At 37.6% G+C, this 26,603-nt stretch carries 28 protein-coding genes and 2 other annotated features; of the genes, 27 read left to right on the top strand and 1 reads right to left on the bottom strand.

The features are described from left to right. Window positions 1-108 precede the first annotated feature (108 nt). The 22 genes from ACFQU5_RS00955 (at window position 109) to ACFQU5_RS01060 (ending at window position 20,592) form a co-directional block, all read left to right on the top strand. Window positions 109-1,137 (top strand): hypothetical protein, encoded by a 1,029-nt coding sequence (locus ACFQU5_RS00955; protein WP_390283794.1) that lies wholly within the window; start codon window positions 109-111, stop codon window positions 1,135-1,137. Window positions 1,138-1,443: 306 nt separating this feature from the next. Continuing rightward, window positions 1,444-1,695: a binding site (T-box leader), on the top strand. Between the two features lie 69 nt (window positions 1,696-1,764). Beyond that, complete coding sequence (locus ACFQU5_RS00960; RefSeq protein WP_390283796.1) at window positions 1,765-4,416, top strand: valine--tRNA ligase; 2,652 nt, start codon at window positions 1,765-1,767, stop codon at window positions 4,414-4,416. 171 nt (window positions 4,417-4,587) lie between these two features. After that, complete coding sequence (locus ACFQU5_RS00965; protein ID WP_390283798.1) at window positions 4,588-5,886, top strand: bifunctional folylpolyglutamate synthase/dihydrofolate synthase; 1,299 nt, start codon at window positions 4,588-4,590, stop codon at window positions 5,884-5,886. Beyond that, complete coding sequence (locus ACFQU5_RS00970; protein WP_390283800.1) at window positions 5,867-7,117, top strand: bifunctional folylpolyglutamate synthase/dihydrofolate synthase; 1,251 nt, start codon at window positions 5,867-5,869, stop codon at window positions 7,115-7,117. The genes ACFQU5_RS00965 and ACFQU5_RS00970 overlap by 20 nt, the downstream gene beginning before the upstream one ends. A gap of 170 nt (window positions 7,118-7,287) precedes the next feature. Further along, the gene (locus tag ACFQU5_RS00975) at window positions 7,288-7,944 is read left to right on the top strand and encodes a hypothetical protein (protein WP_390283802.1); all 657 of its coding nucleotides are present in this window, start codon (window positions 7,288-7,290) and stop codon (window positions 7,942-7,944) included. 94 nt (window positions 7,945-8,038) lie between these two features. Then, complete coding sequence (locus ACFQU5_RS00980; RefSeq protein WP_390283804.1) at window positions 8,039-8,626, top strand: Maf family protein; 588 nt, start codon at window positions 8,039-8,041, stop codon at window positions 8,624-8,626. Window positions 8,627-8,640: 14 nt separating this feature from the next. Continuing rightward, window positions 8,641-9,339, top strand: a complete 699-nt coding sequence (radC, locus tag ACFQU5_RS00985) for a RadC family protein (protein WP_390283806.1) — start codon at window positions 8,641-8,643, stop codon at window positions 9,337-9,339. 668 nt (window positions 9,340-10,007) lie between these two features. Further along, on the top strand, window positions 10,008-11,027 hold the full coding sequence (locus ACFQU5_RS00990; RefSeq protein WP_390283808.1) for a rod shape-determining protein: 1,020 nt from the start codon (window positions 10,008-10,010) through the stop codon (window positions 11,025-11,027). A gap of 12 nt (window positions 11,028-11,039) precedes the next feature. Then, window positions 11,040-11,966, top strand: a complete 927-nt coding sequence (gene mreC / locus ACFQU5_RS00995; protein WP_390283810.1) for a rod shape-determining protein MreC — start codon at window positions 11,040-11,042, stop codon at window positions 11,964-11,966. Further along, the gene (gene mreD, locus ACFQU5_RS01000) at window positions 11,967-12,491 is read left to right on the top strand and encodes a rod shape-determining protein MreD (protein ID WP_390283812.1); all 525 of its coding nucleotides are present in this window, start codon (window positions 11,967-11,969) and stop codon (window positions 12,489-12,491) included. Between the two features lie 29 nt (window positions 12,492-12,520). Further along, window positions 12,521-13,189 (top strand): septum site-determining protein MinC, encoded by a 669-nt coding sequence (locus ACFQU5_RS01005; RefSeq protein ID WP_390283814.1) that lies wholly within the window; start codon window positions 12,521-12,523, stop codon window positions 13,187-13,189. Window position 13,190: 1 nt separating this feature from the next. Then, the gene (minD, locus tag ACFQU5_RS01010) at window positions 13,191-13,988 is read left to right on the top strand and encodes a septum site-determining protein MinD (RefSeq protein ID WP_390283816.1); all 798 of its coding nucleotides are present in this window, start codon (window positions 13,191-13,193) and stop codon (window positions 13,986-13,988) included. A 386-nt stretch (window positions 13,989-14,374) separates the two neighbouring features. Next, a complete protein-coding gene (locus ACFQU5_RS01015; RefSeq protein WP_390283818.1) occupies window positions 14,375-14,926 on the top strand; it encodes a M23 family peptidase in 552 nt (183 codons plus the stop codon). Continuing rightward, a complete protein-coding gene (locus tag ACFQU5_RS01020) occupies window positions 14,899-15,537 on the top strand; it encodes a site-2 protease family protein (RefSeq protein WP_390283820.1) in 639 nt (212 codons plus the stop codon). Before ACFQU5_RS01015 ends, ACFQU5_RS01020 begins: the two co-directional genes overlap by 28 nt. Before the next feature lie 43 nt (window positions 15,538-15,580). After that, window positions 15,581-15,658, top strand: a sequence feature (ribosomal protein L21 leader region). Window positions 15,659-15,672: 14 nt separating this feature from the next. Then, window positions 15,673-15,981 (top strand): 50S ribosomal protein L21, encoded by a 309-nt coding sequence (rplU, locus tag ACFQU5_RS01025; protein ID WP_107934610.1) that lies wholly within the window; start codon window positions 15,673-15,675, stop codon window positions 15,979-15,981. 17 nt (window positions 15,982-15,998) lie between these two features. Beyond that, entirely contained in the window at window positions 15,999-16,346 is a 348-nt protein-coding gene (locus tag ACFQU5_RS01030) for a ribosomal-processing cysteine protease Prp (protein ID WP_390283823.1), read from the top strand. 13 nt (window positions 16,347-16,359) lie between these two features. Beyond that, a complete protein-coding gene (gene rpmA / locus ACFQU5_RS01035) occupies window positions 16,360-16,659 on the top strand; it encodes a 50S ribosomal protein L27 (protein ID WP_036201727.1) in 300 nt (99 codons plus the stop codon). Window positions 16,660-16,888: 229 nt separating this feature from the next. Continuing rightward, the gene (locus ACFQU5_RS01040) at window positions 16,889-17,416 is read left to right on the top strand and encodes a Spo0B domain-containing protein (protein ID WP_390283825.1); all 528 of its coding nucleotides are present in this window, start codon (window positions 16,889-16,891) and stop codon (window positions 17,414-17,416) included. 5 nt (window positions 17,417-17,421) lie between these two features. Beyond that, window positions 17,422-18,711: a GTPase ObgE gene (obgE, locus tag ACFQU5_RS01045; protein ID WP_390283827.1), complete on the top strand. Its 1,290-nt coding sequence runs from the start codon at window positions 17,422-17,424 to the stop codon at window positions 18,709-18,711. Between the two features lie 42 nt (window positions 18,712-18,753). Beyond that, window positions 18,754-19,209, top strand: coding sequence for an ACT domain-containing protein (locus ACFQU5_RS01050; RefSeq protein ID WP_137729207.1), 456 nt, complete (start codon window positions 18,754-18,756; stop codon window positions 19,207-19,209). 95 nt (window positions 19,210-19,304) lie between these two features. After that, entirely contained in the window at window positions 19,305-20,192 is an 888-nt protein-coding gene (pheA, locus tag ACFQU5_RS01055; protein WP_390283830.1) for a prephenate dehydratase, read from the top strand. A gap of 13 nt (window positions 20,193-20,205) precedes the next feature. Then, complete coding sequence (locus tag ACFQU5_RS01060; protein ID WP_390283832.1) at window positions 20,206-20,592, top strand: thiol-disulfide oxidoreductase DCC family protein; 387 nt, start codon at window positions 20,206-20,208, stop codon at window positions 20,590-20,592. A 50-nt stretch (window positions 20,593-20,642) separates the two neighbouring features. Here ACFQU5_RS01060 and ACFQU5_RS01065 read toward each other — a convergent pair whose 3' ends face one another. Beyond that, window positions 20,643-21,173 (bottom strand): transcription repressor NadR, encoded by a 531-nt coding sequence (locus ACFQU5_RS01065; RefSeq protein ID WP_390283834.1) that lies wholly within the window; start codon window positions 21,171-21,173, stop codon window positions 20,643-20,645. Window positions 21,174-21,319: 146 nt separating this feature from the next. Here ACFQU5_RS01065 and ACFQU5_RS01070 point away from each other — a divergent pair, with 146 nt between their 5' ends. The 5 genes from ACFQU5_RS01070 to queA all read left to right on the top strand — a co-directional run bounded on the left by ACFQU5_RS01070 (window position 21,320) and on the right by queA (window position 26,452). After that, complete coding sequence (locus ACFQU5_RS01070; protein WP_390283836.1) at window positions 21,320-22,627, top strand: LysM peptidoglycan-binding domain-containing protein; 1,308 nt, start codon at window positions 21,320-21,322, stop codon at window positions 22,625-22,627. Between the two features lies 1 nt (window position 22,628). Further along, the gene (locus ACFQU5_RS01075; protein ID WP_390283838.1) at window positions 22,629-23,486 is read left to right on the top strand and encodes a phosphotransferase; all 858 of its coding nucleotides are present in this window, start codon (window positions 22,629-22,631) and stop codon (window positions 23,484-23,486) included. A gap of 270 nt (window positions 23,487-23,756) precedes the next feature. Then, on the top strand, window positions 23,757-24,377 hold the full coding sequence (gene ruvA / locus ACFQU5_RS01080; RefSeq protein ID WP_390283840.1) for a Holliday junction branch migration protein RuvA: 621 nt from the start codon (window positions 23,757-23,759) through the stop codon (window positions 24,375-24,377). Window positions 24,378-24,389: 12 nt separating this feature from the next. Next, window positions 24,390-25,394 (top strand): Holliday junction branch migration DNA helicase RuvB, encoded by a 1,005-nt coding sequence (gene ruvB, locus ACFQU5_RS01085; protein WP_390283842.1) that lies wholly within the window; start codon window positions 24,390-24,392, stop codon window positions 25,392-25,394. A gap of 17 nt (window positions 25,395-25,411) precedes the next feature. Next, window positions 25,412-26,452: a tRNA preQ1(34) S-adenosylmethionine ribosyltransferase-isomerase QueA gene (queA, locus tag ACFQU5_RS01090; protein WP_390283844.1), complete on the top strand. Its 1,041-nt coding sequence runs from the start codon at window positions 25,412-25,414 to the stop codon at window positions 26,450-26,452. Window positions 26,453-26,603 lie beyond the last annotated feature (151 nt).

Below are 26,603 nucleotides of genomic sequence, written 5' to 3' on the forward strand. Positions count from 1 at the left end.
CAAAATTCCATAAGTGTAAGATACATATTTTACAAAGTAATAAATCATCACTATTGGTTAGCATACTTATAATCTTCTAGCATATGGTAGTTACGGGAGGGATGCCAGGTGCAAAAAATTAATTGGGATATGATGACGCAATTTGTTTTCCCAGAACAGTTAGGTGTTATTGAAGAAGTGGTTTCAGTAGATATTAAACCAATTTGGCAGCAAATTGAAACAGAAGACTCAGTACGTCTTGTTGGTATCTATCATATTGCAGCAGTTGCTCGCTTTAATCCAGATGAGCTACCTGAGTATAACGATGGGACATTTATTGAAGAACTTGAGTTTGAAGGAAACAACGGTTATTTTGAATATGCATTACCATTAGAAATAGATTTGCCTCGTGAGAAGATTGCTTTTGAAAGTTCACCACAAGTAAGTATTAATGATATTTCTCATTTTGTTTACGATGGTTCGAATTGTACGTTTAAGTGGGATGTCGATTGCCAATTTGACGAATCAGTAGAAGGAGCGTTATTTCAATACGAACAGCAGACGCCTATTGAATTAGAACAACCTCCTTTACCAGAAAAGCCAGTGCTTCAAGAGATTGCTCCAGTAGTATCTGAAGAAACCCCAGAAATCCCGGTTTATGAGCAACAGGACATGCCTCAAATAGAAGTTGCTCCTATCCACCAGGATTTACAACCGAAAGAGGAATCACCAAATACAGAAGAAATACGTTTTGGTGGAACTGATGGGATTTTCCCTGAACAATCAACTGTTAATGAAGAACAACCACCTCAACAGGAAGAACAATCACTTCTCGAAGAAGTTAATGAGGAAGAACAATCACTTCTTGAGGAAGTTAGTGAGGCAGAACACGCAAATGCGATATTAGAGAAATCATCGAATCAAGCTGATGAAAGCCCAAGCTTCAAAGCTGAAACGAAATACGATTTAAGTGATGATCCGATTGTAGAAAATGTTGCTGAAGAAAAAATTGACGAACCTAAATTAGAGAAAATCAATATTGAAAAAGTAGTGGAGGCTAGAAATCAATACTTCCCTACGGATACAGATGATTTTTATAATGAGCTTACTGAATCTTATACAATACTGAATGTGTCAAATAAAATCTATCGTGATTAACAAGCTAAATAAAGTCTCGGGTAGTTGGTACAATTAACGTTCGTAACGGAATACCGTTATTGAACAATTACTTAAAGACAAAGCGTATTTTTCGCAAGCCAATTGCTGTAGCTTTGGATTATAGCTTTTTTTCTTCAAAATTTTTCTTCCTTTCACTAAAAATGTTGTCACTTCAAATCTGTTGATGGTATATTATACTTTAAGAACAGTTATACTTTGTTTATAGAACGTCAACTTATATACTTTTTATGAATCTGTTCATTTAGTTTATGGGTTATAGTTGAAGGCAAAGTAAAGTGAATAATGATGGATGCGTTGAAGAGGAAGAGTAAAATGTTCTTGCTTGCTATAGAGAGGAAACGGTAGCTGAAAAGTTTCTGCTAGCAATCATTTGAAGGTAGCCTTGGAGCAGCTTTTGTGAAATAGTAGTAGCAAAAAGCCGGGTAAAACCCGTTAGCGAATTGAGAGCCGAGAACTTGGTGAAATTCTTTGATTTATGATGACACTTACTCGGAACTAAAGGTGGTACCGCGAATTCAAAACTCCTTCGTCCTTTTATTAGGGCGAAAGGAGTTTTTTTATTTTTATTTCGCTACTTCCCAAACAACTATAAAAGGAGGAGTCAATATGACAGAACAACAAAACCTATCAATGCCAACAAAATATGACCCGCAAAGTATTGAAACTGGGCGCTATGAATGGTGGCTACAGGGGAAATTTTTCGAAGCACAACCTGAAAGCGGGAAGCAACCATATTCCATCGTGATTCCGCCACCGAACGTTACAGGTAAATTACACTTAGGTCATGCTTGGGATACAACATTGCAAGATATTCTAATTCGTATGAAACGCATGCAAGGGTATGATGCCTTGTGGTTACCGGGTATGGACCATGCGGGAATTGCAACACAAGCAAAAGTGGAAGAAAAATTGCGGGCAGACGGGATTTCAAGATACGATCTTGGCCGTGAAAAATTCCTTGAAAAAACATGGGAATGGAAGGATGAATACGCTAGTCATATCCGTGCACAGTGGGCAAAGCTCGGGTTGGCATTAGACTATTCTCGTGAACGATTTACTTTGGATGAAGGTTTGTCTGAAGCAGTAAAAGAAGTATTCGTTAAGTTATATGAAAAAGATTTAATTTACCGTGGTGAACGTATTATCAACTGGGACCCGGCAGCCCAAACAGCGTTATCAGACATCGAAGTAATCCATAAAGAAGTAGAAGGTGCTTTCTACCATATGGAGTATCCATTAGCAGATGGTACTGGTAAGCTGCGTGTTGCGACAACCCGCCCAGAAACGATGCTTGGGGACTCAGGTGTAGCTGTACACCCCGAAGATGAACGCTATAAACATTTAATCGGAAAAACAGTAATTCTTCCAATTGTGGGTCGGGAAATTCCAATCGTTGCAGATACTTATGTTGATATGGAATTCGGAACAGGGGTTGTTAAAATGACGCCAGCTCATGATCCGAACGATTTTGAAGTTGGGAACCGTCATAACCTGGAACGTATTCTTGTTATGAATGAAAATGGTACGATGAATGATCTTGCTGGTAAATATGCAGGAATGGATCGCTTCGAATGCCGTAAACAGATTGTTGCAGACTTGCAAGAAGCTGGCGTGCTAGTTGAAATTGAACCACACGTTCACCAAGTGGGTCACTCTGAACGTTCGGGCGCTGTTGTTGAACCATATCTTTCAGCACAATGGTTTGTTAAAATGGGTCCACTTGCCGAAGAAGCTTTAGCTATGCAAACACAAGAAGACGAAAAAGTAAACTTTGTTCCAAATCGTTTCGAAAATACGTATAACCGTTGGATGGAAAATATCCATGATTGGTGTATTTCTCGTCAATTGTGGTGGGGACACCAAATTCCTGCATGGTATCATAATGAGTCAGGTGAAATCTACGTAGGAAAAGATGCTCCTGGTGATGCTGAAAATTGGACGCAGGATGAGGATGTCTTAGACACTTGGTTCTCTTCTGCATTATGGCCGTTTTCAACGATGGGCTGGCCAGATACTGAAAATGAAGAATTCAAACGTTACTATCCAACAAGTACATTAGTAACAGGTTACGATATAATCTTCTTCTGGGTATCGCGCATGATTTTCCAAGGTAAAGAATTTACTGGTGAGCGTCCATTTAAAGATGTATTAATTCACGGTTTAGTTCGTGATGGGGAAGGGCGCAAAATGAGTAAGTCACTTGGAAATGGTGTCGACCCAATGGATGTAATCGACCAGTACGGCGCAGACGCACTTCGTTACTTCTTGGCAACTGGTTCATCACCTGGCCAAGATTTGCGTTACACAACTGAAAAAGTAGAATCTATTTGGAACTTTGCCAATAAAATCTGGAACGCTTCGCGTTTTGCCCTTATGAATATGGAAGGCATGACATATGAAGAAATCGATTTAACGGGAGATTTAAATGTTGCAGATAAATGGATTCTTACTCGCTTAAACGAAACAATTGATCGTGTTACGGCTTTATCGGATAAATATGAGTTCGGGGAAGTTGGACGTGAGCTTTATAACTTTATCTGGGATGACTTCTGTTCATGGTATATTGAAATGGCAAAACTTCCTCTATATGGCGAAGACGAAGCCGCGAAGAAGACAACTCGCTCTGTGTTAGCCTATGTATTAGATCAAACAATGCGACTGCTTCATCCAATGATGCCGTTCATTACAGAAGAAATCTGGCAGCATCTCCCGCATCAAGGTGCGTCTATTACAGTTGCATCATGGCCAACAGTTAAAGAAGAATTCAATTTTGCTCAGGATGCGGAAAGCATGAAGCTGCTGACAGAAATTATTCGTTCAGTACGCAATATCCGTGCCGAGGTTAACACACCTATGAGCAAAAAAGTGCCTTTAACAATTTCAGCGAATGATGAAGCAATTGCTGGCATTCTTGAAACAAACAAGGCATATATTGAAAAATTCTGTAATCCAGAAACGCTAACAATCGGAGTAGCACTTGAAGCACCTGCCCAATCGATGACTGCCGTTGTAACAGGCGCGGAAATATACTTGCCGCTAGCAGGGTTAATTAATCTAGAAGAGGAAATTGCTCGTTTAGAAAAAGAACTCGAAAAATGGGCAAAAGAAGTAAAATTAGTAAATGGTAAGCTTAATAACGAAAAATTCGTTTCAAAAGCACCTGAAAGCTTAGTTGCAAAAGAACGTGAAAAATTGACGGAGTATCAAGAAAAACACGAAGCCGTTGAAAAACGTTTAGCGGAATTGAAAAATATGTAATCATTTCTGAAAATGTCCTAGTTCTTCTAGGGCATTTTTATTGTGTTGGAAATTATTAAGTATGCTTGGAACCAAGAATAATTCATTTGCTAGCATTTTTGTTATTTTACACTTAAAGTAAAGTATGCGAACGTTTTAAATAAATATTATGAATGCTTAGGAGAACTGGACATGTTTCATTCAATCGAAGAATGTACCGATTTTATATTTAAATTAAGGGCAAGTACATATAAAGGGGAGCCGCTAGAGGCAGTTCGAAAAATATTGTTTGAATTGGGTAATCCCCATGAAAAAGTTAAATTTATTCATTTTGCCGGTTCTAATGGGAAGGGGTCGACTCTAAATGCTGCTCGAGAAATATTAATGGAGCATGGCTTGCGAGTTGGTGCTTTTATATCCCCCCATCTAGAAAGAGTGAATGAGCGGATTACAATCAATTATAAGCAAATTGCAGACCAAGATTTTTTATATTTTGCAAACCAGGTAGATGTCATTATTCAAAAGAAATTAGATGGCCAGTATCCAAGTTTTTTTGAAATTATGACCGTCATTGCGTGCTTGCACTTTGCGAATGAACCAATTGATGTTGCTTTAATGGAAACAGGTATTGGTGGCCGAATCGATTCAACGAATGTAATTACTCCGGAAGTTTCAGTGATTACAACCATATCATTGGAGCATACAGAGATATTGGGTGATACCATTGAAAAAATAACTTTTGAAAAAGCGGGAATTGTTAAAACACAAAAACCGGTTGTTGTAGGGGTTAAGCAAAAAGAAGCATTGGAAGTAATTAAACAAAAGGCGTCTCAAAGTCAGTCAGAATGCTTTTGCTTAAATGAAGAAATTAAGATCGAAAATGCAAGGAAAGGGACCCCTCAATATTTTGACCTCTCTTTTAAAAACTATGAAATAAATAACATTCCCTTAGCGATGCAAGGAGAGCATCAAGTTAATAATGCAGCACTTGCTATAACAGCTTCATTATTATTTGATTCATCATTACGCGAAACTACAATCCGTGCAGCTTTACAAAAGGCACGCTGGGAAGGACGTTTCGAGCAGGTAAGTGAACAAGTTGTTATTGATGGAGCGCATAATTCAGAGGGGACAGAGGCTTTAATACACACATTAGAAGAGGTTTACCCTACAAAAAAATATAAATTCATCTATGCTGCCCTGCAAGATAAAGACCATGAAGCAAGTATCGGCATGATGGACAATGTTGCAACTTCAATGGGCTTTACACAAATTGATCTGCCAAGAGCCGCCAAAGCAGCGGAACTTGCAGCCAAATCAAATCACCCAAAGATCCGTATCAATGAATATTGGCAACAGTTAATAGATGATGAAATGAAATCCCTGCAATTAGATGAACTGCTAATTATCACGGGATCTTTATATTTCATTGCTGAAGTACGTAAATTTCTGGTAGAGAAGGGTGAACTACATGATACCGAGACTAGATGACTATAAGAAAAGATGGGATGTTGCAAGTGACCAATCGATAAGACCTGGGTTAGATGCGATAAAGGAAGCATTAAGGTTGTTAAAAAACCCTGAAAAAAACCTATCGCTTGTTCATGTAGCAGGTACCAATGGGAAAGGTTCGACGATTACCTTTCTAGAACAGATTGCAAAAAAACACGGTTTAAATGTCGGGAAGTTTATGTCTCCTTGTATCGTCGATGTCCATGACCAGATACAACTAAATGGCAACCCCATTTCTGAAAATGAAATGAACGAACTTTTTCTTCAAGTAAAGAATGCAGGACTTAGCGGAAAATTAACAGATTTTGAACTATTAACTTGTGTGGCGTTTCTTTATTTTTCTCAGCAAGAGGTTGATCTCGTATTATTAGAAGCTGGTATGGGGGGGCGTGAAGACAGCACGAATGTGATTACCCCGATTGTATCTATTATTACAAGTATCGCACTTGAACATACGAAATTTCTTGGTCCAACCATTGAAAGTATAGCAACTCATAAAGCTGGAATTATTAAACAGAATATCCCTGTTGTTGTTGGAAGATTGCCTGAAGAGGCATTTACTGTAATTGAGAATATAGCCTTTGATAAACGTGCCCCTTTAATCGAACTTGGAGATCAATTTGAAGTATCAATTGAAGGTTCCTGCGATGTGTATACCAATGATGAAAAAGGAACGCAAATCAATAAATTAGTTCGCACATTACCTGGAAATCATCAAGGGGACAATATGGCGTTAGCAATTACCGCATTTTTTGAAGTTGCTGATTATTTGAAATTAACAGTAGACCTAGATAAAATCCGAAATGGCATTTTAATGGCGAGTTTACCTGGACGCTTTGAGCAAGTTCTACCGAATGTTTATTTTGATGGTGCGCATAATCCTGCAAGTGCGGAAAAACTTGTTCAAACGATCAGGCAGCAATTTACGGACGAGCCAATTCGATTTGTTGTAGGGATGTTGGTTGATAAAGATGTAAGGGCAGTATTACAACAGTTGGAACAAGTAAGTGATGAATTTTACTTTGTTGACTTTACAAATGAACGAGCGATGACTTCGAATGAAATGCTTACCCTTTCATCAGCCTCGGAAGCAGTTGAGTTGAAAGATTATACCTCATTCCTTAAAGCATCAAGTAAAAGGCCTGGCAAAACCTTTGTAACAGGTTCGCTTTATTTATTAGCTGAAATAAGAGAGAAACTAATACAATAAATTTGTAAGTAACTGTTTTAAAAACGTAACATTTGTAAATAGTACTAGTAAGTAGTGTTGAAACAAATCGTTTAATGGCATTTATTGCGAAATATTTTTTAAGTGAGACGACATCTGTCTCGCTTTTTTTTAATCTATATTTGTTACCGTTAAAATATGAGGTGATACTTATGAAATTTCCAAATGCACTAGCAAAACGAGAGCTTAAGAATGCAGCAGTGATAGGTTCCATTGCGGGCCTCGCGGGTGTCGTATTTTTTATACTTTTACTCAGTTCAATGAATTCATCTACAAGTGAACAACCACAACAAGCTAGTTCAGGCGAAGGGGAAGAAGAAGTAATCCCCGTACAATCATCAAATGAACCTAGTGGAGTAATTGAAGGTAATTCTTCAGCAGGATTTTTCGCAAATCAATATGGTGTATTTAAGAGTGAAGAATCAGCATCTGATTTTATCTCCGAATACCCCGTGTTAAATACAAGTGCAATAGTAGAAGTTGATGGGAATTTCTATGTTTGGTCTTCTATTACACCAATTAGAGAAGAACTGATCCTATCGGATAACCCGACCTCTTTTGCAAAGTCCTTTAAGTTTTCAGGAGCAGCTTGTACTGAAGAAACGTTAAAAGGGTTGCCTACTATATTAGAGAGCAATGACCCCTCAAAATTTTATTTTCAAGATGGCAATGTCCCAGACAATATTCCACAAGATTGGCAGTCTATAACTTCAGCGTTATCAAGCTTTTCACAGGATTTAGGTACCGCTCGTTTGCATTTAATAGCCCATTATATTGGGGAAAATGACTGTATGAAAATCGAGTTTTAAGCTGAAATTTAGTGTGAAAATTTATATTTGGGAAATTGTATAGGATTTTTCAAAATTCCATTCCTCGGCTATCATTAGAGTAGGAGGAATGGATATGAATTTTAAAACGAATCATCGCCTTGTTTTGGCATCTGCGTCACCTAGAAGAAAGGAACTCTTTTCTAAATTGGGTGTTCCTTTTGAAATCATTAAAAGTAATGTAGAGGAAACGTCAGTACAAGCTAAAACTATGGATGCCTATGTGCGTGAAGTAGCGTTATTAAAAGCACGTGATATCGCGAAAAAAGAGAAGGGTAAAACAATTATTGGTGCAGATACGGTGGTTGTCTTTGAAGACACATTGTTACATAAGCCAAAAAATGAAGAAGAAGCAATCACTCATTTAACTAGACTATCAGAAAACGTTCATCGAGTAATGACGGCGGTTGTCATCATACAACCTGATGGAGTAGAAGAAGTATTTATAGAAGAAACAAAAGTGTATTTTAAAAAATTATCTAAGGAACTAATTGAAAGCTATGTTGAAACTGGTGACCCTTTTGACAAAGCGGGTGGCTACGGCATTCAAACTGATGGCGTACTATTTGTGGACCATATCGTTGGTGATTATAACAATGTAGTTGGCCTCCCTTTAGCAAGCTTATTCGAAAAACTAATCGCACTAAACATTATAGAACTATAGGAAGTGATAAATGGATGACGATTACCCCATTTCCCGAGCTTAAAATACGTGATGTCCATGTAGATGACCGGCCAAGGGAGAGGTTAATTCGACAAGGAGCCCAAAGTTTATCGAATCAAGAATTAATCGCAATTTTATTGCGAACAGGTACCAAGCAAGAATCAGTGTTGACTCTCGCAAATCGTGTTTTGAATAATTTTGAGAAGCTACATGAGTTAAAACATGCAACAATAGAAGAAATCATTTCGATTAAAGGAATTGGAGAAGCAAAGGCTGTACAACTTTTAGCAGCAATTGAGCTAGGCAGAAGATTATCCCAGAAGCAAGTAGATGAACGGTTTACAATTCGTTCCCCGCAGGATGCAGCTACTTTCTTAATGCCTGAAATGTCATCGCTTCAGCAAGAACATTTTGTGGTATTATTTTTGAACGTCAAAAATCAGGTATTGCATAAACAAACTATTTTCATCGGAAGTTTAAATTCCTCTATTGTACATCCTCGCGAGATTTTCCGTGAAGCGGTGAAGCGTTCAGCAGCATCGATTATTTGTTCCCATAATCATCCATCTGGCAATGCCACACCAAGTCCCGAGGATATAGAAGTAACCAAACGCCTGCAAGAAGCAGGATATATTATTGGAATTGAATTAATCGATCATGTCATTATTGGTGACCATCAATTCATTAGTCTAAAAGAAAAAGGGTATATGTAATTTCAGACTGTTGACAAACGCTCGCATCCCGCGTTACTTGTCTCGCTCGTCCCCTCATGAAGGTATAGTTCTATTCGGGTCTTCGCTCGACTACGTGCCTTTGCATCTGTCGCAGAGCTTTCGATGCAGGGAAAACTGGCTGACAAGCGTTTTCAAGACAGTCTGAGTACCTATTTTTGTTTTAGAAATAATTAAAAAAAGTGTAGACAAAGTGGAATATCGACTTTGTCTACACTTTGTAAGTTTTTTTAAAAGATTTCAGTCGAATGTCCAATTTTTTTGGATGTTCGACTTTTTTTGGGGCAAATTAAAATAAAATGGAATAACAAACAAATGACATTATTATTACAAAAAAAGAAAAAAGGCGACGAAATTTGTAATTGTACGCTTTTTATATTTCATTTTCGTTTCAAAGAACCTATTCTATTCTTTTTCGTCATTACAATGGAGTACTTGTTACGTGAATGTAAAAACTTACATAATTATTTTATTTGTTTCATGGACAGAATCGAAATAAAATGAAGAATGTCGATAAAAAATGAATCATTAGAGAAATATGGTAGAACAGTACATGTGACACTATAAATTCTCCAACTTTTCAGCTATAATAATTCTTATGATTTTAAGCGCTCTTAGAGATTGCTTAATGAAGAAAGGGAGTACTAAATTTGTTTGGATTAGGAAATAAAGATGTCGGGATTGATCTTGGCACAGCGAATACATTAGTTTTTATTAAAGGAAAAGGAATCGTTTTACGAGAACCTTCTGTAGTAGCGAAAAATACAAAAACAGGGGATATTGTTGCAGTTGGTAATGATGCAAAAAATATGATTGGTCGTACACCGGGGTCAATTGTGGCCATTAGACCGATGAAAGATGGGGTTATTGCAGATTTCGATATTACCACATCGATGATTCAATACTACCTTAAACAGGCTTTAAAAAATTCAGGTTCCAATTTGAAAAAACCAAATGTGATGATTTGTGTTCCTTATGGAATTACATCGGTCGAACAGCGTGCAGTTATTGATGCATCTCGACAAGCAGGGGCTAAAGAAGCCTTCACTATTGAAGAACCATTTGCAGCAGCAATTGGGGCTGACCTGCCTGTATGGGATCCAACTGGTTCGATGGTTGTTGATATCGGTGGTGGTACAACAGAAGTTGCTGTTATTTCTTTAGGTGGTATCGTAACAAGTGAATCGGTTCGAATGGGTGGAGATGCAATGGACCAATCCATTATCAGCTATATTCGTAAAACGTATAACTTAACAATAGGTGAGCGTACTGCAGAAAAAATTAAAATAGAAATTGGTACTGCACGAGTAGATGATAGTAATGAAAAGATGGATATCCGTGGACGCGATCTACTGACAGGTTTGCCAAAAACAATTGAAATTTCGGCAGAAGAAATTTCTGACTCTCTAAAAGAAGCAATTTCAGTTATTATTGATGGAGTAAAGAAAACGTTAGAACAAACTCCTCCAGAACTTTCCGCGGACGTAATGGAAAGAGGAATCGTATTAACAGGCGGTGGGGCACTTCTACGCAACCTGGATAAAGTCATCAGTGACGAAACAAATATGCCTGTGTTTATCGCAGAAAATCCACTCGATTGTGTGGCTATTGGTACAGGTAAAGCGCTAGACCATATCGACTTAGTTCGTTCTCAACAGATGAAAGGTTAAGGAGGATTCGCAATGCCACATTTTACAAACAAGAAATTAATACTGCTACTAGTTGGCACAATTTTCCTTGTGGCATTGATTAGCTTCTCTTTACGAGATCGACAAAACGCAAGCGTTCCGGAACAATTTATTAAAGACACAGTTGGCTTTGCTCAATTCATTGTTGCAAAGCCAGCAAGTTACATAACAGGTATTTTCAATGATATTAATTCTTTATTAAATACGTACGAAGAAAATAAACGTTTAAAAATGCGTTTGGAAGATTTTGCTGTACTTCAAGCAGAAGTTAATACTTTGCAATCTGAAAATCAATCTTTAAAAGAACTGGTAGAAAAAGAGGATAGTTTAAAAGATTATAATCCGTTAAAAGCAACTGTGATTGCCCGAAATCCAGACCAATGGGAAGAAAAAATCATTCTTAACAGAGGCTCATCACACGGTGTTCAACTAAATATGGCAGTTATGACGGCGAATGGTTTAATCGGCAAAATAAGTTTGGTGACACCATTCACTTCAGAAGTTGAATTACTACACTCGAATAATCCTAATTATCGAGTATCTGCCATTGTTCAAGGAGAAAAATCGGATGTTTTTGGTTTAATAGAAGGATATGACAGTGAGCGTAATGAATTAATACTAAAGAGAATCGATTCTAGCTTTAAAGTAAAAGAGGGCGAACAGGTTGTAACGTCTGGTTTAGGTGGGATTTATCCAAAAGGGATCTTAATCGGAGAAATTACAGAAGTGACTACCGACGATTACGGTCTTACAAATATGGCTTACGTTAAACCAGCTGCAAACTTTTCGATGTTAGAAGATGTGATAATTGCCCTAAGAACTTCCGTCTCGGTTGACGGTTCGGATGGCACGGGGACTAACGCGGATTTGACAAATGGTACTGACGATGAAACTACTGATACTACTGAAGGTGAAGAATAGATGATACGTTTCTTAGTTCCCTTCGTAGCGGTTGTTTTATTTTTGTTGGAACCAGAATTTGCCTTGTTTTCGCCAATTAGCTGGGGAGAACAAACACTTGTTTTAGTACCGCGGTTTGTCATTCTTTATTTAATATTTATCTCTATCTACTATAGTAAAAAAAGAGCGTGTTTGTATGGTTTGATTTTTGGACTCTTGTATGATGTGTTCTACATTGATATTATTGGATTATATTCCTTTTTATATCCACTCCTTTGTTTTGTTGCTGGGTCAACTGTAAAATTTATCCACCAACATTTAAGTGTTACAACAATATTATCTGTAGTGCTCGTAGCTTTAATGGAAGTTTTTTTGTATTATTTCTTTAATTTTATTCAATTTACAACTATTCCGGTAAGCGATTTTTTAAGCAACCGTTTACTGCCAACTATAATCGCAAACCTATTATTTTTAATAATGCTTGGTTGGGCATTTAAATATTTAATCAATGCGCGTGTGTTACAGCGTGCCCGAGATAATTCTTAAATTGATTTGGCGTGAGGTGTCGCTTTACTATGAATAAACAGCTTGTCCATATAAAGGGGACTAAAGCGGGGTTGGTACTACGGCTTGATGATCAGTGCGCCTACGCAGAACTAGTAGAAGAACTTGAACGCAAGGTTTCAGAAGGTGGAATTGATGGAAAAGTTGATGTACAACTACATCTAGGCAACCGTTACCTACTGAATGCACAACAAAAAGAACTCATCGCAATTGTGCAGGGACCGGGAAATATGCACGTTTCGAAAGTGCACAGTGATGTTATAACAATTGAAGAAAGTAACGAGAAAGTGCTTACAGAACAGAGCGAGACCTATATTGGGATTATTCGCTCAGGTCAAATCGTGAAAACAGATGGAGATATTGTTGTCATTGGTGATGTAAACCCCAATGGTAAAATTGAGGCTGGTGGAAGTATATTTGTTCTTGGTAATTTAAGAGGAATTGCCCATGCAGGAGTAAATGGAAATAAAGAGGCAATTATCGTTGCGTCTCATTTTGAACCTACCCACGTTTTAATTGATGACCTTATCGAAACAATGTCCAATGAAAAACCTTTTGTCCAAGAAAATGCTGAACAAATCTTTGCATATATTAATAGAGATGGCATAATTTCATATGAACGAGTACAAGAGGTAAGGAAAATACGTCCATTATTAAGTACGATTAAAGGAGGAAGCTAATGTGGGTGTAGCAATCGTAATAACTTCAGGTAAAGGCGGAGTAGGTAAAACAACAACAACTGCCAATCTGGGAACTGCATTGGCTCTTCAAGGGAAAAAAGTATGTTTAGTAGATACAGATATTGGCTTACGTAACTTAGACTTAGTATTAGGTTTAGATAATCGAATTATTTATGACTTAGTCGATGTTGTAGAAGGTCGCTGTAAAATTCATCAAGCGTTAGTTAAGGATAAACGTGTCGATGAAAAACTATTTTTATTGCCTGCCGCTCAAACAACGGACAAAAATGCCGTAACGCCAGAGCAAATGAAGAGTTTAATAGACGAGCTAAAGCGTGAATATGATTATGTTTTAATTGACTGTCCTGCGGGAATTGAACAAGGTTATAAAAATGCAGTAGCAGGTGCTGATCGTGCTATTGTTGTAACAACACCTGAAATCTCTGCAGTTCGAGATGCCGACCGGATTATTGGATTATTAGAGCAGGAAGCAATTGAACCGCCAAAATTGATTATTAACCGTATTCGTAAAGATTTAATGAAAAACGGAGATGCTCTGGATATAAATGAAATTACAACCCATTTATCAATTGATTTATTGGGTATTGTAATTGATAGTGAAGACGTAATCAGTTCATCTAACAAAGGTGAACCTATTGTCATGGATCCTAGTAGCAAGGCTTCCTTAGGATATCGTAATATTGCAAGAAGAATTTTAGGCGAATCTGTTCCTTTAATGTCCATTGAAGATAACTCTAAAGGGATGTTTAAAAAATTAATCTCTATTTTCTCGAAATAGAGATAAAAGGTTATTGGTGAAAATCAATAGCCTTTTTATTATTTAGAAAAGCAGATTGTTAATTTACATACAGATAGTTGTTTAATCTAGAACACGCAGCCTACCACGTAAGCTGCGAAAATTTAAGCAGCAATTTTTGTGAGCGCGCCTCTACATACTGCGCTGACAAAGACACGGGCATCGTGTTGCATTGTCACATGACAAACGTCGTGTTGGCCTTAAAGATAAGTCGTAGAGACGACTGCAAATTGGCTCGATCACCCCTTCTAAAAACGAAAAAATTATTTTCATTTGCATTCGACGTAATCGGACAGTTTCTTTTGATTTCCACTAGAATCCTAATTTCATATTTTTCATATACTATGAAAAAGAGAATGGATGAGGTAGTGAACAAGAAATGGAAATGGATTGCGGCTATTGTTCTCTGCGGGGTTGTCATATTCGGTACTCGGCTTCAAGAAAGAAGTCAATTAGAAGTAGATGTGAAAAAAATAGTTTACAGCTCTGAAGATCTAACTGTTATGCGTAATTTATTGCAAGAAGTATTTGGTCAGGAACCAGATGAGAAAATTACCGTTTCAACCGAAAATATAAATCAAGAGTTATTATCGTTTGTATCTGTAAAACCGTATGATCAAGGATATCTGTTAACATTTGAAGAAGCCATTCCAATCCTTGCAATCGAAAATGGACTTGTCGTGTACACAGGTCATACTAAAAACACAGGCAAAACAATTTCAGTCTTTTATGAAGGGGATATCACTGTAACTTATGGAAATGTGGATTCGTTTTCATTATTGCCATATACATCAATTGAACGGGGAGGTACCCTTGCAAATAAAGAGCCTGGGGATCTTTATATCAAAATAGAAGATGACGGGAAAGTATTTAACTTAGAGGAGACTTTAGAATGGATGAAAGAGCATACGCAATCATGATGCGTATGACCATTCATCCATTATTTTTGCCGATTCTGTTCAGTATTGTGTTATATGGTAATATTTCTTATTATGCACTTATTCTATCTTCCTTAATTATTCATGAAGTGGGGCATATCGTCGCAGCTTATCTTTGTAAAGTGAAAGTTGAAAGATGTGTAATAATGCCATATGGTGGAGAAATTCTGTTAAAAGGCGGGAATTCGATTGCTCCGAAAAAGCAATTAATGATTGCGCTCGGTGGACCGATTGCCACTCTTTGTTGTATTGCCGCCACACCGTTTCTTGATCCCTTAATAGCAGCGCCATTATTGAAGATTCAAATTATTTTGCTTGCTATCAATATAATTCCAATATGGCCGTTAGATGGTGGACGGATTATCATGTCACTTATTCATATCTTTTACCCACGAATTCGGGTAGTTGAATTCTATTTAACCATTTCACTCATACTAATTTCGGGAACTGTACTTATTACATTTATTTTATTGCCAAAATCTTCATTTTTACTTGTATTGAGTATCTTCTTATTTATACAAATTGTGAATGAGTGGAGATATCGAAAATACCGTTCTGCATTTGAAAAACATGTAATTAAACGGTTGACTTAAAAGTTGATACTATGATAATATTGTAATGTTATTGTTTGTAGCACCCGTGCTACAACCGCTCTGGGAGGGTCTTAAGTATCGAATTGATCACCTTTCATTACAGGCGAGTCTGAGTCTAAGAGGAGGTGCATTTTAATGTACGCAATTATTGAAACTGGTGGAAAACAAATCAAAGTAGAAGCTGGACAAGAGATCTATGTTGAAAAACTAGGTGTTGAAGCTGACGAAGTAGTTACTTTTGATAAAGTTTTATTCGTAGGTGGAGAAACAGTTAAAGTTGGAGCTCCAACTGTTGCAGGTGCTACTGTTACAGCGAAAGTTGTAAAAGAAGGACGCGCGAAAAAAATTACTGTATTCAAACTTAAAGCGAAGAAAAACTACCGTCGTAAACAAGGTCATCGTCAACCTTACACAAAATTAGTTGTTGAAACAATCAACGCTTAAGAGTCGAGGTGAGTGAAGTGATTTCTGTTACAATTCATCACGATGAAAATAGACACGTATCTGCATTCGAATTTTCAGGTCATGCTGGGTATGATGAAACAGGTAAGGATTTAGTATGTGCAGGTGCATCTACAATTGCCATTGGTACTGTAAATGCCATTTATGCATTATTACATATCGAACCGAAAATCGACCAGGCAACAGAAGGTGGAGGCTATCTTCGTGTAGATCTTCCTACTGATATTGATGTGGAAGCCGATGCAAAATTACAACTTATTGTCCAAGTTATGACTGCTCAAGTTTACTCGATGGTCCAAACTTATGGACAATATATTAAAATTAACTACAACCAAGTAGCCCAGTAGGAGGTGGAACGACATGAAATTATTACTTTCTTTAGACCTTCAATTTTTCGCTTCGAAAAAAGGGGTAGGTTCTACAAAGAACGGACGTGACTCTGAGTCAAAACGCCTTGGTGCTAAACGTGCTGATGGTCAATTCGTATCAGGTGGTTCAATTCTTTACCGTCAACGCGGTACAAAAATTTACCCAGGTACAAACGTAGGCCGTGGTGGAGATGACACACTTTACGCGAAAGTTGACGGTGTTGTTAAATTCGAACGTTTAGGTCGCGACAAGAAAAAAGTAAGTGTATACCCAGTAGCTCAAGAAGCTTAAGAGTATATATTATACAAAAAGGACTGCTAGCCAGCAGTCCTTTTTCATGTATAAGGGAAGTTATAGTTCCCTCGTAACTATTAAAAATAATGATGGACTCCATGGATATTTGAAATTTTCTTATAGTATTCCTACACACTTTAGGGCAAAGAAAGGCGAAAAATAGAAAAACTTGTTATACTGATAAAGATATTGGTAGGATTTTTTCTATTACGTTTGGAGGATTTATATGAAAACTTCTACACTTTCGATTAATGATGTTTTACGATTTGCTAATCATGATTTCATGAATCAAATTCAATTAATTAAAATGTACTTAGATCTTGATAGGGTCGAAGAAGCGAAAAAGATGATTGAAAAAATTTCGGAGCAAAGTAAAAGCCTTTCAAATATCAATAAATTAAAATTACCTAAGACGGTGGAATGGTTGCAAACGATCCAATGGAGATATCCTGCGTTTGAACTTACTTTAAATAGTAATATAACTGTTCCAGTTAATCTGAAAAAAGATGAACAAATTGTAGAATACTTAGAAAAGACAGTTATTCATGTTTATGATACTCTAGATCCTTTTATTGAACAGCAACTAGATATCTCAATTGAAACAGATGAGAAACAATTTACATTACTTTTTGACTTAAAAGGTAAGTGGGAAACTCATTACTTCAATTATGAAGGGAATAACAATATAAAGGTTCAAACATATGAGCAAACTACGACAGAATGGAAGTATGCTTTGAACATAGAACAGGAGTGAATTTAATGTTTGTCGATCACGTTAAGATTTATGTGAAAGGTGGAGATGGCGGAGATGGTATGGTCGCCTTTCGCCGTGAAAAATATGTACCAAATGGTGGTCCAGCAGGTGGAGATGGCGGTAATGGCGGAAATGTTGTTTTCCTGGTAGAAGAAGGGTTACGAACTCTTATGGATTTCCGATACCAACGTCATTTTAAAGCTGACCGTGGTGAGCACGGAATGAGTAAAGGGATGCACGGGAGAAACTCTGGTGACCTAGTGGTAAAAGTTCCACCTGGTACGGTCGTCATGAACGAAGAAACAGGGGCAGTTATTGCAGACTTAGTGGAACATGGCCAAACTGCAGTTATTGCACGTGGTGGACGTGGCGGACGTGGTAATAGCCGATTTGCCACGCCTTCAAATCCAGCGCCAGAACTCGCAGAAAAAGGCGAGCCAGGTCAGGAATTAAATGTTACATTAGAATTAAAAGTGTTAGCAGACGTTGGTTTAGTGGGCTTCCCAAGCGTAGGTAAATCAACATTGCTATCCGTAGTGTCAGCAGCAAAACCTAAAATTGGTGCTTATCACTTCACGACAATTGTTCCGAATCTGGGAATGGTTGAAACGGAAGATGGACGAAGCTTTGCAATGGCAGATTTACCTGGATTGATTGAAGGGGCACATCAAGGTGTTGGATTAGGTATGCAATTCCTTCGTCATATCGAAAGAACGAGAGTAATTGTCCATGTTATCGATATGTCGGGTATGGAAGGCCGGGATCCATATGATGACTTCCTTACAATCAATGAAGAACTAAAACAATACAACTTACGGTTAACAGAAAGACCACAAATTGTTGTAGCAAATAAAATGGACATGCCAGACGCAGAAGAAAACTTGAAAGAATTCAAAGAGAAAATTGGAGATTCTGTAAAAGTTTATCCGGTTTCTGCTGTTTCACGACAAGGCTTAAAACCCGTATTATTTGAAATTGCCGACTTACTTGAAGTAACACCTCACTTTGAATTGCATGATGTAGTTGCAGAAGATAGTGATGCAACTGTACTATATAAGCATGAGAAAAAAGGTGACGACTTCGAAATTACTCGTGATGATGACGGGGCATATGTATTGTCGGGCTACTCAATTGAACGTCTATTCAAAATGACTGATTTCAGTCGTGAAGATGGTATTCGACGATTTGCTAGACAATTACGTGGAATGGGTGTCGACGATGCTCTACGTGAACGTGGAGCAACAGACGGAGATATCGTCCGCTTAATGGAATTCGAATTTGAGTTTATAGAATAATCTTATTAGTTTTTGGATCGTAGGAGATTTTGGGGGGAGAGTATGAAAAACGTTGCTAATCAACGGTATTATTTAGTTCGAGAAGATGTGCTGACGGATGCTATGCAAAAAACTTTAGAAGCCAAGCATCTATTACAAAGTGGAGCAGTTTCTTCAATCTGGGATGCGGTAAAAGAAGTGGATTTATCGCGAAGCGCATTTTATAAATATCGGGATGCCGTTTTTCCTTTCCACTCCATTGTACGTGAACGAATTCTTACGATTTTTATACAATTGCAAGATGAAAAAGGAACACTCGCTAGTCTTTTAGAAATTATTTCTGTAGCACAATGCAATATATTAACGATACATCAAACAATCCCGATTCAGGGAAGGGCGAACGTAACTTTATCTTTAGATGTAACGAGTATGGTATATGAACTTGACGAGCTTATTCAACAATTAAAAAAGTTAGAATTCGTTGAATCTGCTGAGGTAATCAGTTCTGGTGCTCTATAAACTATAAGTAAGCGCAATAACGAGGAGAGCAAGGTGGAAACATTGCTCTCTCTTTTTCAATAGATAGAAGATTGAATAATGAAACTCTTTAGATAATGGGGGCAAAAACAGTGGAAAATAAAGATTGGAATCAAAGGATTGCTTATTTAGGACCCGAAGCTTCTTTTACATATTTGGCGACAAAGAGTTTATTTCCAAGTGATTGGCTGATGCCTTATTCAACGATACCTGAGTGTATAGAGGCAGTATCTGAGGAGAAGGTTGACTTAGCTGTCGTACCACTTGAGAACACGATAGAAGGTACGGTTCCACTGACTATAGATTATTTATTTCATGAAGCCAATTTATTTATCGTAGCAGATTGCTTATCTAAAATTCAACAACACTTAATGGTACATAAAAAACAAAAAGACAATTGGCAAAATGTCGAAGAAATTTATTCTCATCCGCATGCTTTAGCACAATGCCATAAATACCTGTACTATCGTTTCAGTTCTGTTCCATTGAATCCATATTCTTCTACATCTGCTGCCGCAAAACTAGTATCCGAAAATCCTGATCGCTGTATTGCTGCTATAGGAAACATCTCATCAGCAGAGAAATATGACTTAGAAATCGTGCAAAGAAATATCCATGATTTTCAGTTTAATCATACTCGTTTTCTTGTTTTATCAAAAAGTAATATGCGATTGCCTATTGAAAAATCAGAAGGAAATGCGAAAACAACTTTAATGGTTACATTACCCTTGAACGTATCGGGTGCGCTGCATCAAGTTCTATCTGTTCTTGCTTGGCGTAAACTAGATTTAAGTAAAATTGAATCCCGTCCCTTAAAAACTGGGTTGGGTGAATATTTCTTTATCATGGATGTCCATGCAGATGAAAATGATGCCATGATGAAGGGGGCCATGGAAGAATTGGATGCCCTGGGTTGTAATGTGAAATCTCTTGGTACTTATTATACATACTTGACACAAGAGTAATAGAGGTGTGAATATGAACATTATTCTCTTTGATGGGGAATGCCATTTTTGTGATGCAAGTGTTCAATTTATTATAAAGCGGGATAGAAATAAGTATTTTAAGTTTGCTTCTATTCAAAGTAATATAGGGCAAAAATTGTTAAAAGAATTTCAAATTCCTAAAACAATAGACAGCCTCGTATTCATTGAAGGAAAAAAGTGTTATGTAAAATCAACTGCGGCATTAAAAGTTGCTCGAAGGTTAGATGGGGTGTGGAGTTTGTTATATCCCTTCTTATTCACCCCACCGTTTTTGCGGGATGCAATCTATGATATTGTCGCAAAGAATCGCCACAAACTTGGGAAACAAACTGAATGCAGAATTCCGACAAAGGAAGAATTAGAACGGTTTATAGACTAGACTAATAAAAGTGGGCTTTCCGCAATGGAGAGCCCACTTTTTTGATGACTTTATTCTTCAACTAAATATCCTTTAGCTCGTAGCATGTGTTCGGCTCGATCTAATAGTTCTTCAGAAGAAGCAGAAATCTCATGTAGATGTGTACCATCTGTTAAGACAGATAAATAGTTTGCTTGTGTCTTGCTGATACGATGCAGGAAAGTTTTTACATCATGTCGGTTAGATAACATCATGGAAGCGGTAATCTCCCCGTAAACAGGGTGATCAATGCTTACACTTTTTAATGTAACTCCACAGTCTACAATTGTTAACATTTCATCTTCAGCTTGTGCTGCTGTATGTAGACAAACAATCTTTCGTTCAAATACTTCCATTTGCTCTTCGCGTTTTAAGTACACATACCCTTGACTTGTCGCAATAATTGGTTCATTACGTGCTTTTAATAAATTCATATCGTTGACAATGACTTGCCTGGATACATTCGCGTGATTTGCTAAATCTGTTCCTGTAATCGGCTCGTTTGTGGTTTTTAAAATATGGAGCAATTCATGTCGACGGTCCTCGCCTAACATTTTTTTCATTTTGATACCTCTTTCATATGTAATTTCATGTATATACATCACTCTATCATTCATAGTTTATCACGAGGAACAACACAAAGCGTTTTATTTTTTTGTGTCCTTTTCATATGAATCACATATTATAAAACGAGAAAAGGAGGATGTTTGTGCGAATTCATATTGTTCAAAAAGGTGAAACACTTTGGCGTATTGCTAAACAGTATGGGATTGGGCTTGATGAATTAAAACGTTTAAATACGCATTTAGCTAACCCTGATTATATTGTACCGGGCATGGAAATTTTCTTGCCAGAAAATGGTGCTGCTTCTCCAAAGTCTACCATGACAAAAGAACAGCAAACTGCACCGATGCCAACAAAGGAAATGATGACTGCCCCGAAAGAAAAATTAACGCAACCTATTGAAAAACCTAAACCAGTAAAAGAGGTGCCGAAAGTAGTGGAAACTGCTCCAATTCCTGCTCCTGTTCCACAACCTATGCCAATGCCGCAAGTCGATTTAATGCCGCAATTCCAATTTGATTTTGCACCACAAATGCATTTTCAACAACCCAAAACTTTACCAGCACCAGCACCAGCACCAGCGCCAGTACCACAACCAATCTATATTCAAATGCCGGCACCACAAACGCAAGTTGAAACAAATGTCGAGACATCGGTAGAAAAAGAGGTGCAGTACGTTCACGTACCAGTACCACAGCCTCAAATTATTTATGTATGCTGTCCGCCTCCACAGCCATGTGGATGTCATGAGCAAACATATCACCATAACCCATGTGGATGTCATGAGCAAGTCCATCACCATAACCCATGTGGATGCCATGAACAGGTATATTATCATAACCCATGTGGTTGCCAAGAACAGCAATATTATCAACCACAACCATGTGGATGTGATGATCACGCAAATTACCAGCAAATGCCATATGCTGAAAATGAATATGATTATCAACAAATGCCGCAACAATATAACGACTGTGGATGTGGAGGAGGATATCCTTCTCAAGAAATGATGCCTTATGGAATGCCAAATTTCGAACCCAACTATGATATGGCCCCTATGTCAGATGTTGCACCGGCAATGGAAGGGTACGATGAAGATCATGATGGATTACCAGATTGGTTATTGGATTCTTCGGAAATGAAAACAAAAATGGTTGATCAAGATTTTGACCCAAATGCAGGGCATCAAAATTTTGAAGAGTATTCCCCATTTGATGGCGTTGAAGATCAAGGGCAAGCAGCTAACTACTATCAAGAAGGATACAACTATGGAAACGGCGCTAATCCATATAATCAAAACTTCTATGGCCCATATGACATGCAGCAAGGAATGCCTGGTCCGATGCGACAAATGATGCCACAACAGATGATGCCGCAACAGATGATGCAACCTAACCAACAGGGTTATCCCAATAATCCTTATATAGCTCAAAACAGACCTTGGAATTATTAAAATGCAAATTAAAAGCAATATATGGAAGAAAGAGACAGCTCAAGGGACATTGTTTATAAAAAAATATGATAATGTAAAAGTTGCAGAAAAAGTTAAAGCGATTCATAGTCAACTAGGGGATATCAAGTTTCCATATGTTATCCCGTTAGTTAAAAGCAAGGATTCGGATTTAGTTGTTCAATATTGGCAACATGGGAGTTTTAGCGCGGATTTCTCGAACGATTCTCACCGAAAACAAAGCTTCAAAATATTGAAAGCATTACATGATACGAGTGATAAAATTGACTGGAAAAATCAAGTGATTTTTCCAAGACAACAACTCTATCAAAAATGGAATGCACGATTAGAGCGTTTTTTAATTAATGAAAAAGAATTACTTCCATTATTGCAGCATGCATATTATGATATTACATTGTTTGCAAGTAGAGTCTTAAAGCAGATGCGTAAGCAGAAACATAAAATAAATGGAAAACTTACATTGCTTCATGGCGATGTAGTACATCATAATTTTTTAATTTGTAAAGACCGTAAAATGAAGTTAATCGATTTTGATTTAGCAGTTGTAGGTGATTCAGCGGAAGAAATGCTTCTTTGGATGCACCGCGTGTTACCTACAATTGATTATGATTTAGAAAAATTATTAAATGAAAACCCATATTTATATAATCTTTGTTTGCAAAAAATAAATTACCTTCAATATCCGAATGAGTTATTAAGAGAATGGCTATATGTGCTGCAATTAGGAAAATATGAGCGAGAAGCATTCTTAGACTATTTAATGCCATTTACTGAAAAAGCGTTAAGGCATTGGCCTGAATTAATCATGGAAACTGAAAAATTACATTCGAAATACGACTAACATCAACTAACATGATAAAATAGAGTTAATTCGTTTATAGTTTTAGCGTCAATTCGGCCGTCTAAATAAGACGGTCTTTTTTCAGGCACTTTGGAAAGTATAGGGCTTTGTTATCAGTAAAAGAAAAGACATCAACTCGGCCAAATTTGGTTGAGTTGTGTTTTTTTTGAATCTGATTTTGACATGAAGGCAAGAATAGTCAGTTGAATTTGTTCGGAGTATATCCGAACAATATGCTATAATCTATAGCAGTGAATGTGGGGGATTAAGATGTATGATTATATAATAGGACATATAAAACGAATTACACCGGAATATGTCGTTTTGGAACAACAGGGTCTGGGATGGCAAATTTTTACGCCAAATCCTTTTGCATTTCGTATCAGGGAAGATCTTCAACAAATTTTTATACATATGCATGTTCGCGAAGATGCGCAAATGTTATTTGGCTTTAAATCACTTGATGAAAGAGAGCTTTTCCGCAAACTTATTCAAGTTTCGGGAATTGGACCTAAAGGTGCATTGGCTATTTTGGCTAGTGGTAATCCTTCGCAAGTAATCTCTGCTATTGAAATGGAAGATGAAGCCTTTTTAGTCAAGTTTCCAGGTGTAGGAAAAAAGACGGCAAGACAAATGATCCTGGATTTAAAAGGGAAGCTTGGTTCATTGGTTGAACAAATTGAATTACCGAGTTCGGAGGATGAATTGCCGTTATTCGGAGTAAATGTGCACAAGCAAGAATTAGAGGAAGCGATCTTAGCTTTACTTGCCCTTGGATACTCTGATAAAGAGTTAACGAAAATTAGACCGTCCTTGGAGGACAACGAGGAACTCACAACTACTGAAAGTTACATGAAACATGCATTACAGCTGTTGCTAAAAATGAAGTAAGGAGGAGGAAGCATGTCCGAACGAATTATTTCAAGTGAATCAAATGACTTTGATGAGCAATTTGAGTTATCCCTCCGGCCGCAAAAACTTTCACAATATATCGGTCAGCACAAGGTGAAAGAAAACTTGAATATTTTCATTGAAGCTGCGAAGCTCCGGCAAGAAAGCCTTGACCACGTGTTATTATATGGACCTCCTGGATTAGGAAAAACCACGTTAGCAACTGTTATATCCAATGAAATGGCTGTGAATATTCGATTGACAAGTGGACCGGCAATTGAACGACCTGGGGATTTAGCGGCTATTGTAAGCTCGTTGGAACCTGGTGATGTTTTATTTATAGATGAAATTCACCGACTTCCTCGAGCGATAGAAGAAGTTCTTTATCCTGCAATGGAGGATTTTTGTTTAGATATTGTAGTAGGAAAGGGGCCTGAAGCACGCTCTATTCGATTGGATTTACCGCCATTTACATTGGTCGGTGCTACCACAAGAGCAGGTGCGTTATCCGCCCCATTAAGAGATCGGTTTGGCGTTCTGTTAAGACTTGATTTTTACGATGAAGAGGCATTAGTAGAAATCGTTATACGCAGTAGCCATTTGTTTAATGTAGAAATAGACAGTTTGGCTGCAAGAGAAATTGCGCGCCGTTCTAGAGGGACGCCACGTATTGCCAACCGCTTATTAAAGCGAGTGCGGGATTACGCGCAAGTGCTCGGGGATGGAGCTATTTCACATCCTTTAGCCAATCAAGCACTTGAATTACTGCAAGTAGACCCTCAAGGACTTGATCATATTGACCATAAATTAATGGTTAGTATGATAGAACGTTTCAGAGGTGGCCCCGTTGGCCTTGATACAATCGCGGCATCGATTGGTGAAGAAAGGCAGACAATCGAGGATGTTTATGAACCCTATTTAATGCAAATCGGATTCATCCAAAGAACACCAAGAGGTCGGGAAGCAACAAAATTAGCATATGACCATTTTGGTTATACTTATCCAGAACAATCATAATGAAAGAAGTTGTAGAAATGAAAGTAGAAGATTTCGATTTCCATTTACCTGAAGAGTTAATTGCTCAAACTCCATTAGAAGATCGAACAGCAAGTCGATTAATGATTGTAGACCGTCAAACAGGAGAAATAGAACATAGTCATTTTCCTCATATTGTCGATGAATTACAAAAAGGGGATTGTCTTGTTTTAAATGATACACGAGTTATGCCTGCAAGACTTTTTGGCGTAAAGGAAGAAACCGGTGCCCATATCGAAGTATTATTACTAAAACAAGGTAATGATGATGAGTGGGAAACGTTAGTTAAACCAGCAAAACGCGTTAAAGCGGGAACAGAAATTACATTTGGGGATGGTCTGCTTAAAGCGACTTGTACAGGTGAATTAGACCACGGTGGGCGACTATTCAAATTTAGTTATGATGGAATCTTTTATGAGATTTTAGATCAGCTAGGTGAAATGCCGCTTCCTCCTTATATCCATGAAAAATTAGAAAATCGTGAACGCTATCAAACGGTCTATTCGAAAGAAATTGGTTCAGCTGCTGCACCAACAGCAGGGTTGCATTTTACCAATGAGATTTTAGATCAGATTAAAGAAAAAGGCGTTGAGATTGTCTTTATTACCTTGCATGTTGGACTTGGAACATTCCGTCCCGTAAGTGTAGACTCCATAGAAAGCCATGATATGCATTCCGAGTTTTATAGTGTGACCGAAGTTGCTGCACAAACAATTAATCGTGTAAAAGCAAATGGCGGAAAAGTCGTAGCAGTTGGTACAACTTCTACACGTACACTTGAAACAATAGCACAAAAATATGATGGCGAAATTCGAGCAGAACAAGGCTGGACCAACATCTTTATTTATCCTGGCTTTGATTACAAAGCAATCGATGGGTTAATAACAAACTTCCATTTGCCAAAATCTACTCTAGTAATGCTGGTAAGTGCGCTAACTTCCAGAGAAATTATTTTAAATGCATATAATAATGCAGTGGAGGAAAAATATCGTTTCTTTAGTTTTGGAGACGCGATGTTTATTCGACCAACTCGCTCATAATATTGAGTGAGTTTACGCTTAATACAAACATAAATCGGTGAAACCTAAAAATAAATGATCGAAGACTAAGAGCGCCACATGATGTGGCAACGTCTTCGGGACCAACATCCGTGTTGGCCCAAAGTACTGTATTTACATCACAAGAGAGGAA

Origin of the sequence: Ureibacillus sp. GCM10028918 (assembly GCF_042666115.1) — a bacterium.
In the GTDB taxonomy this organism is placed as follows: Bacteria; Bacillota; Bacilli; order Bacillales_A; family Planococcaceae; genus Ureibacillus.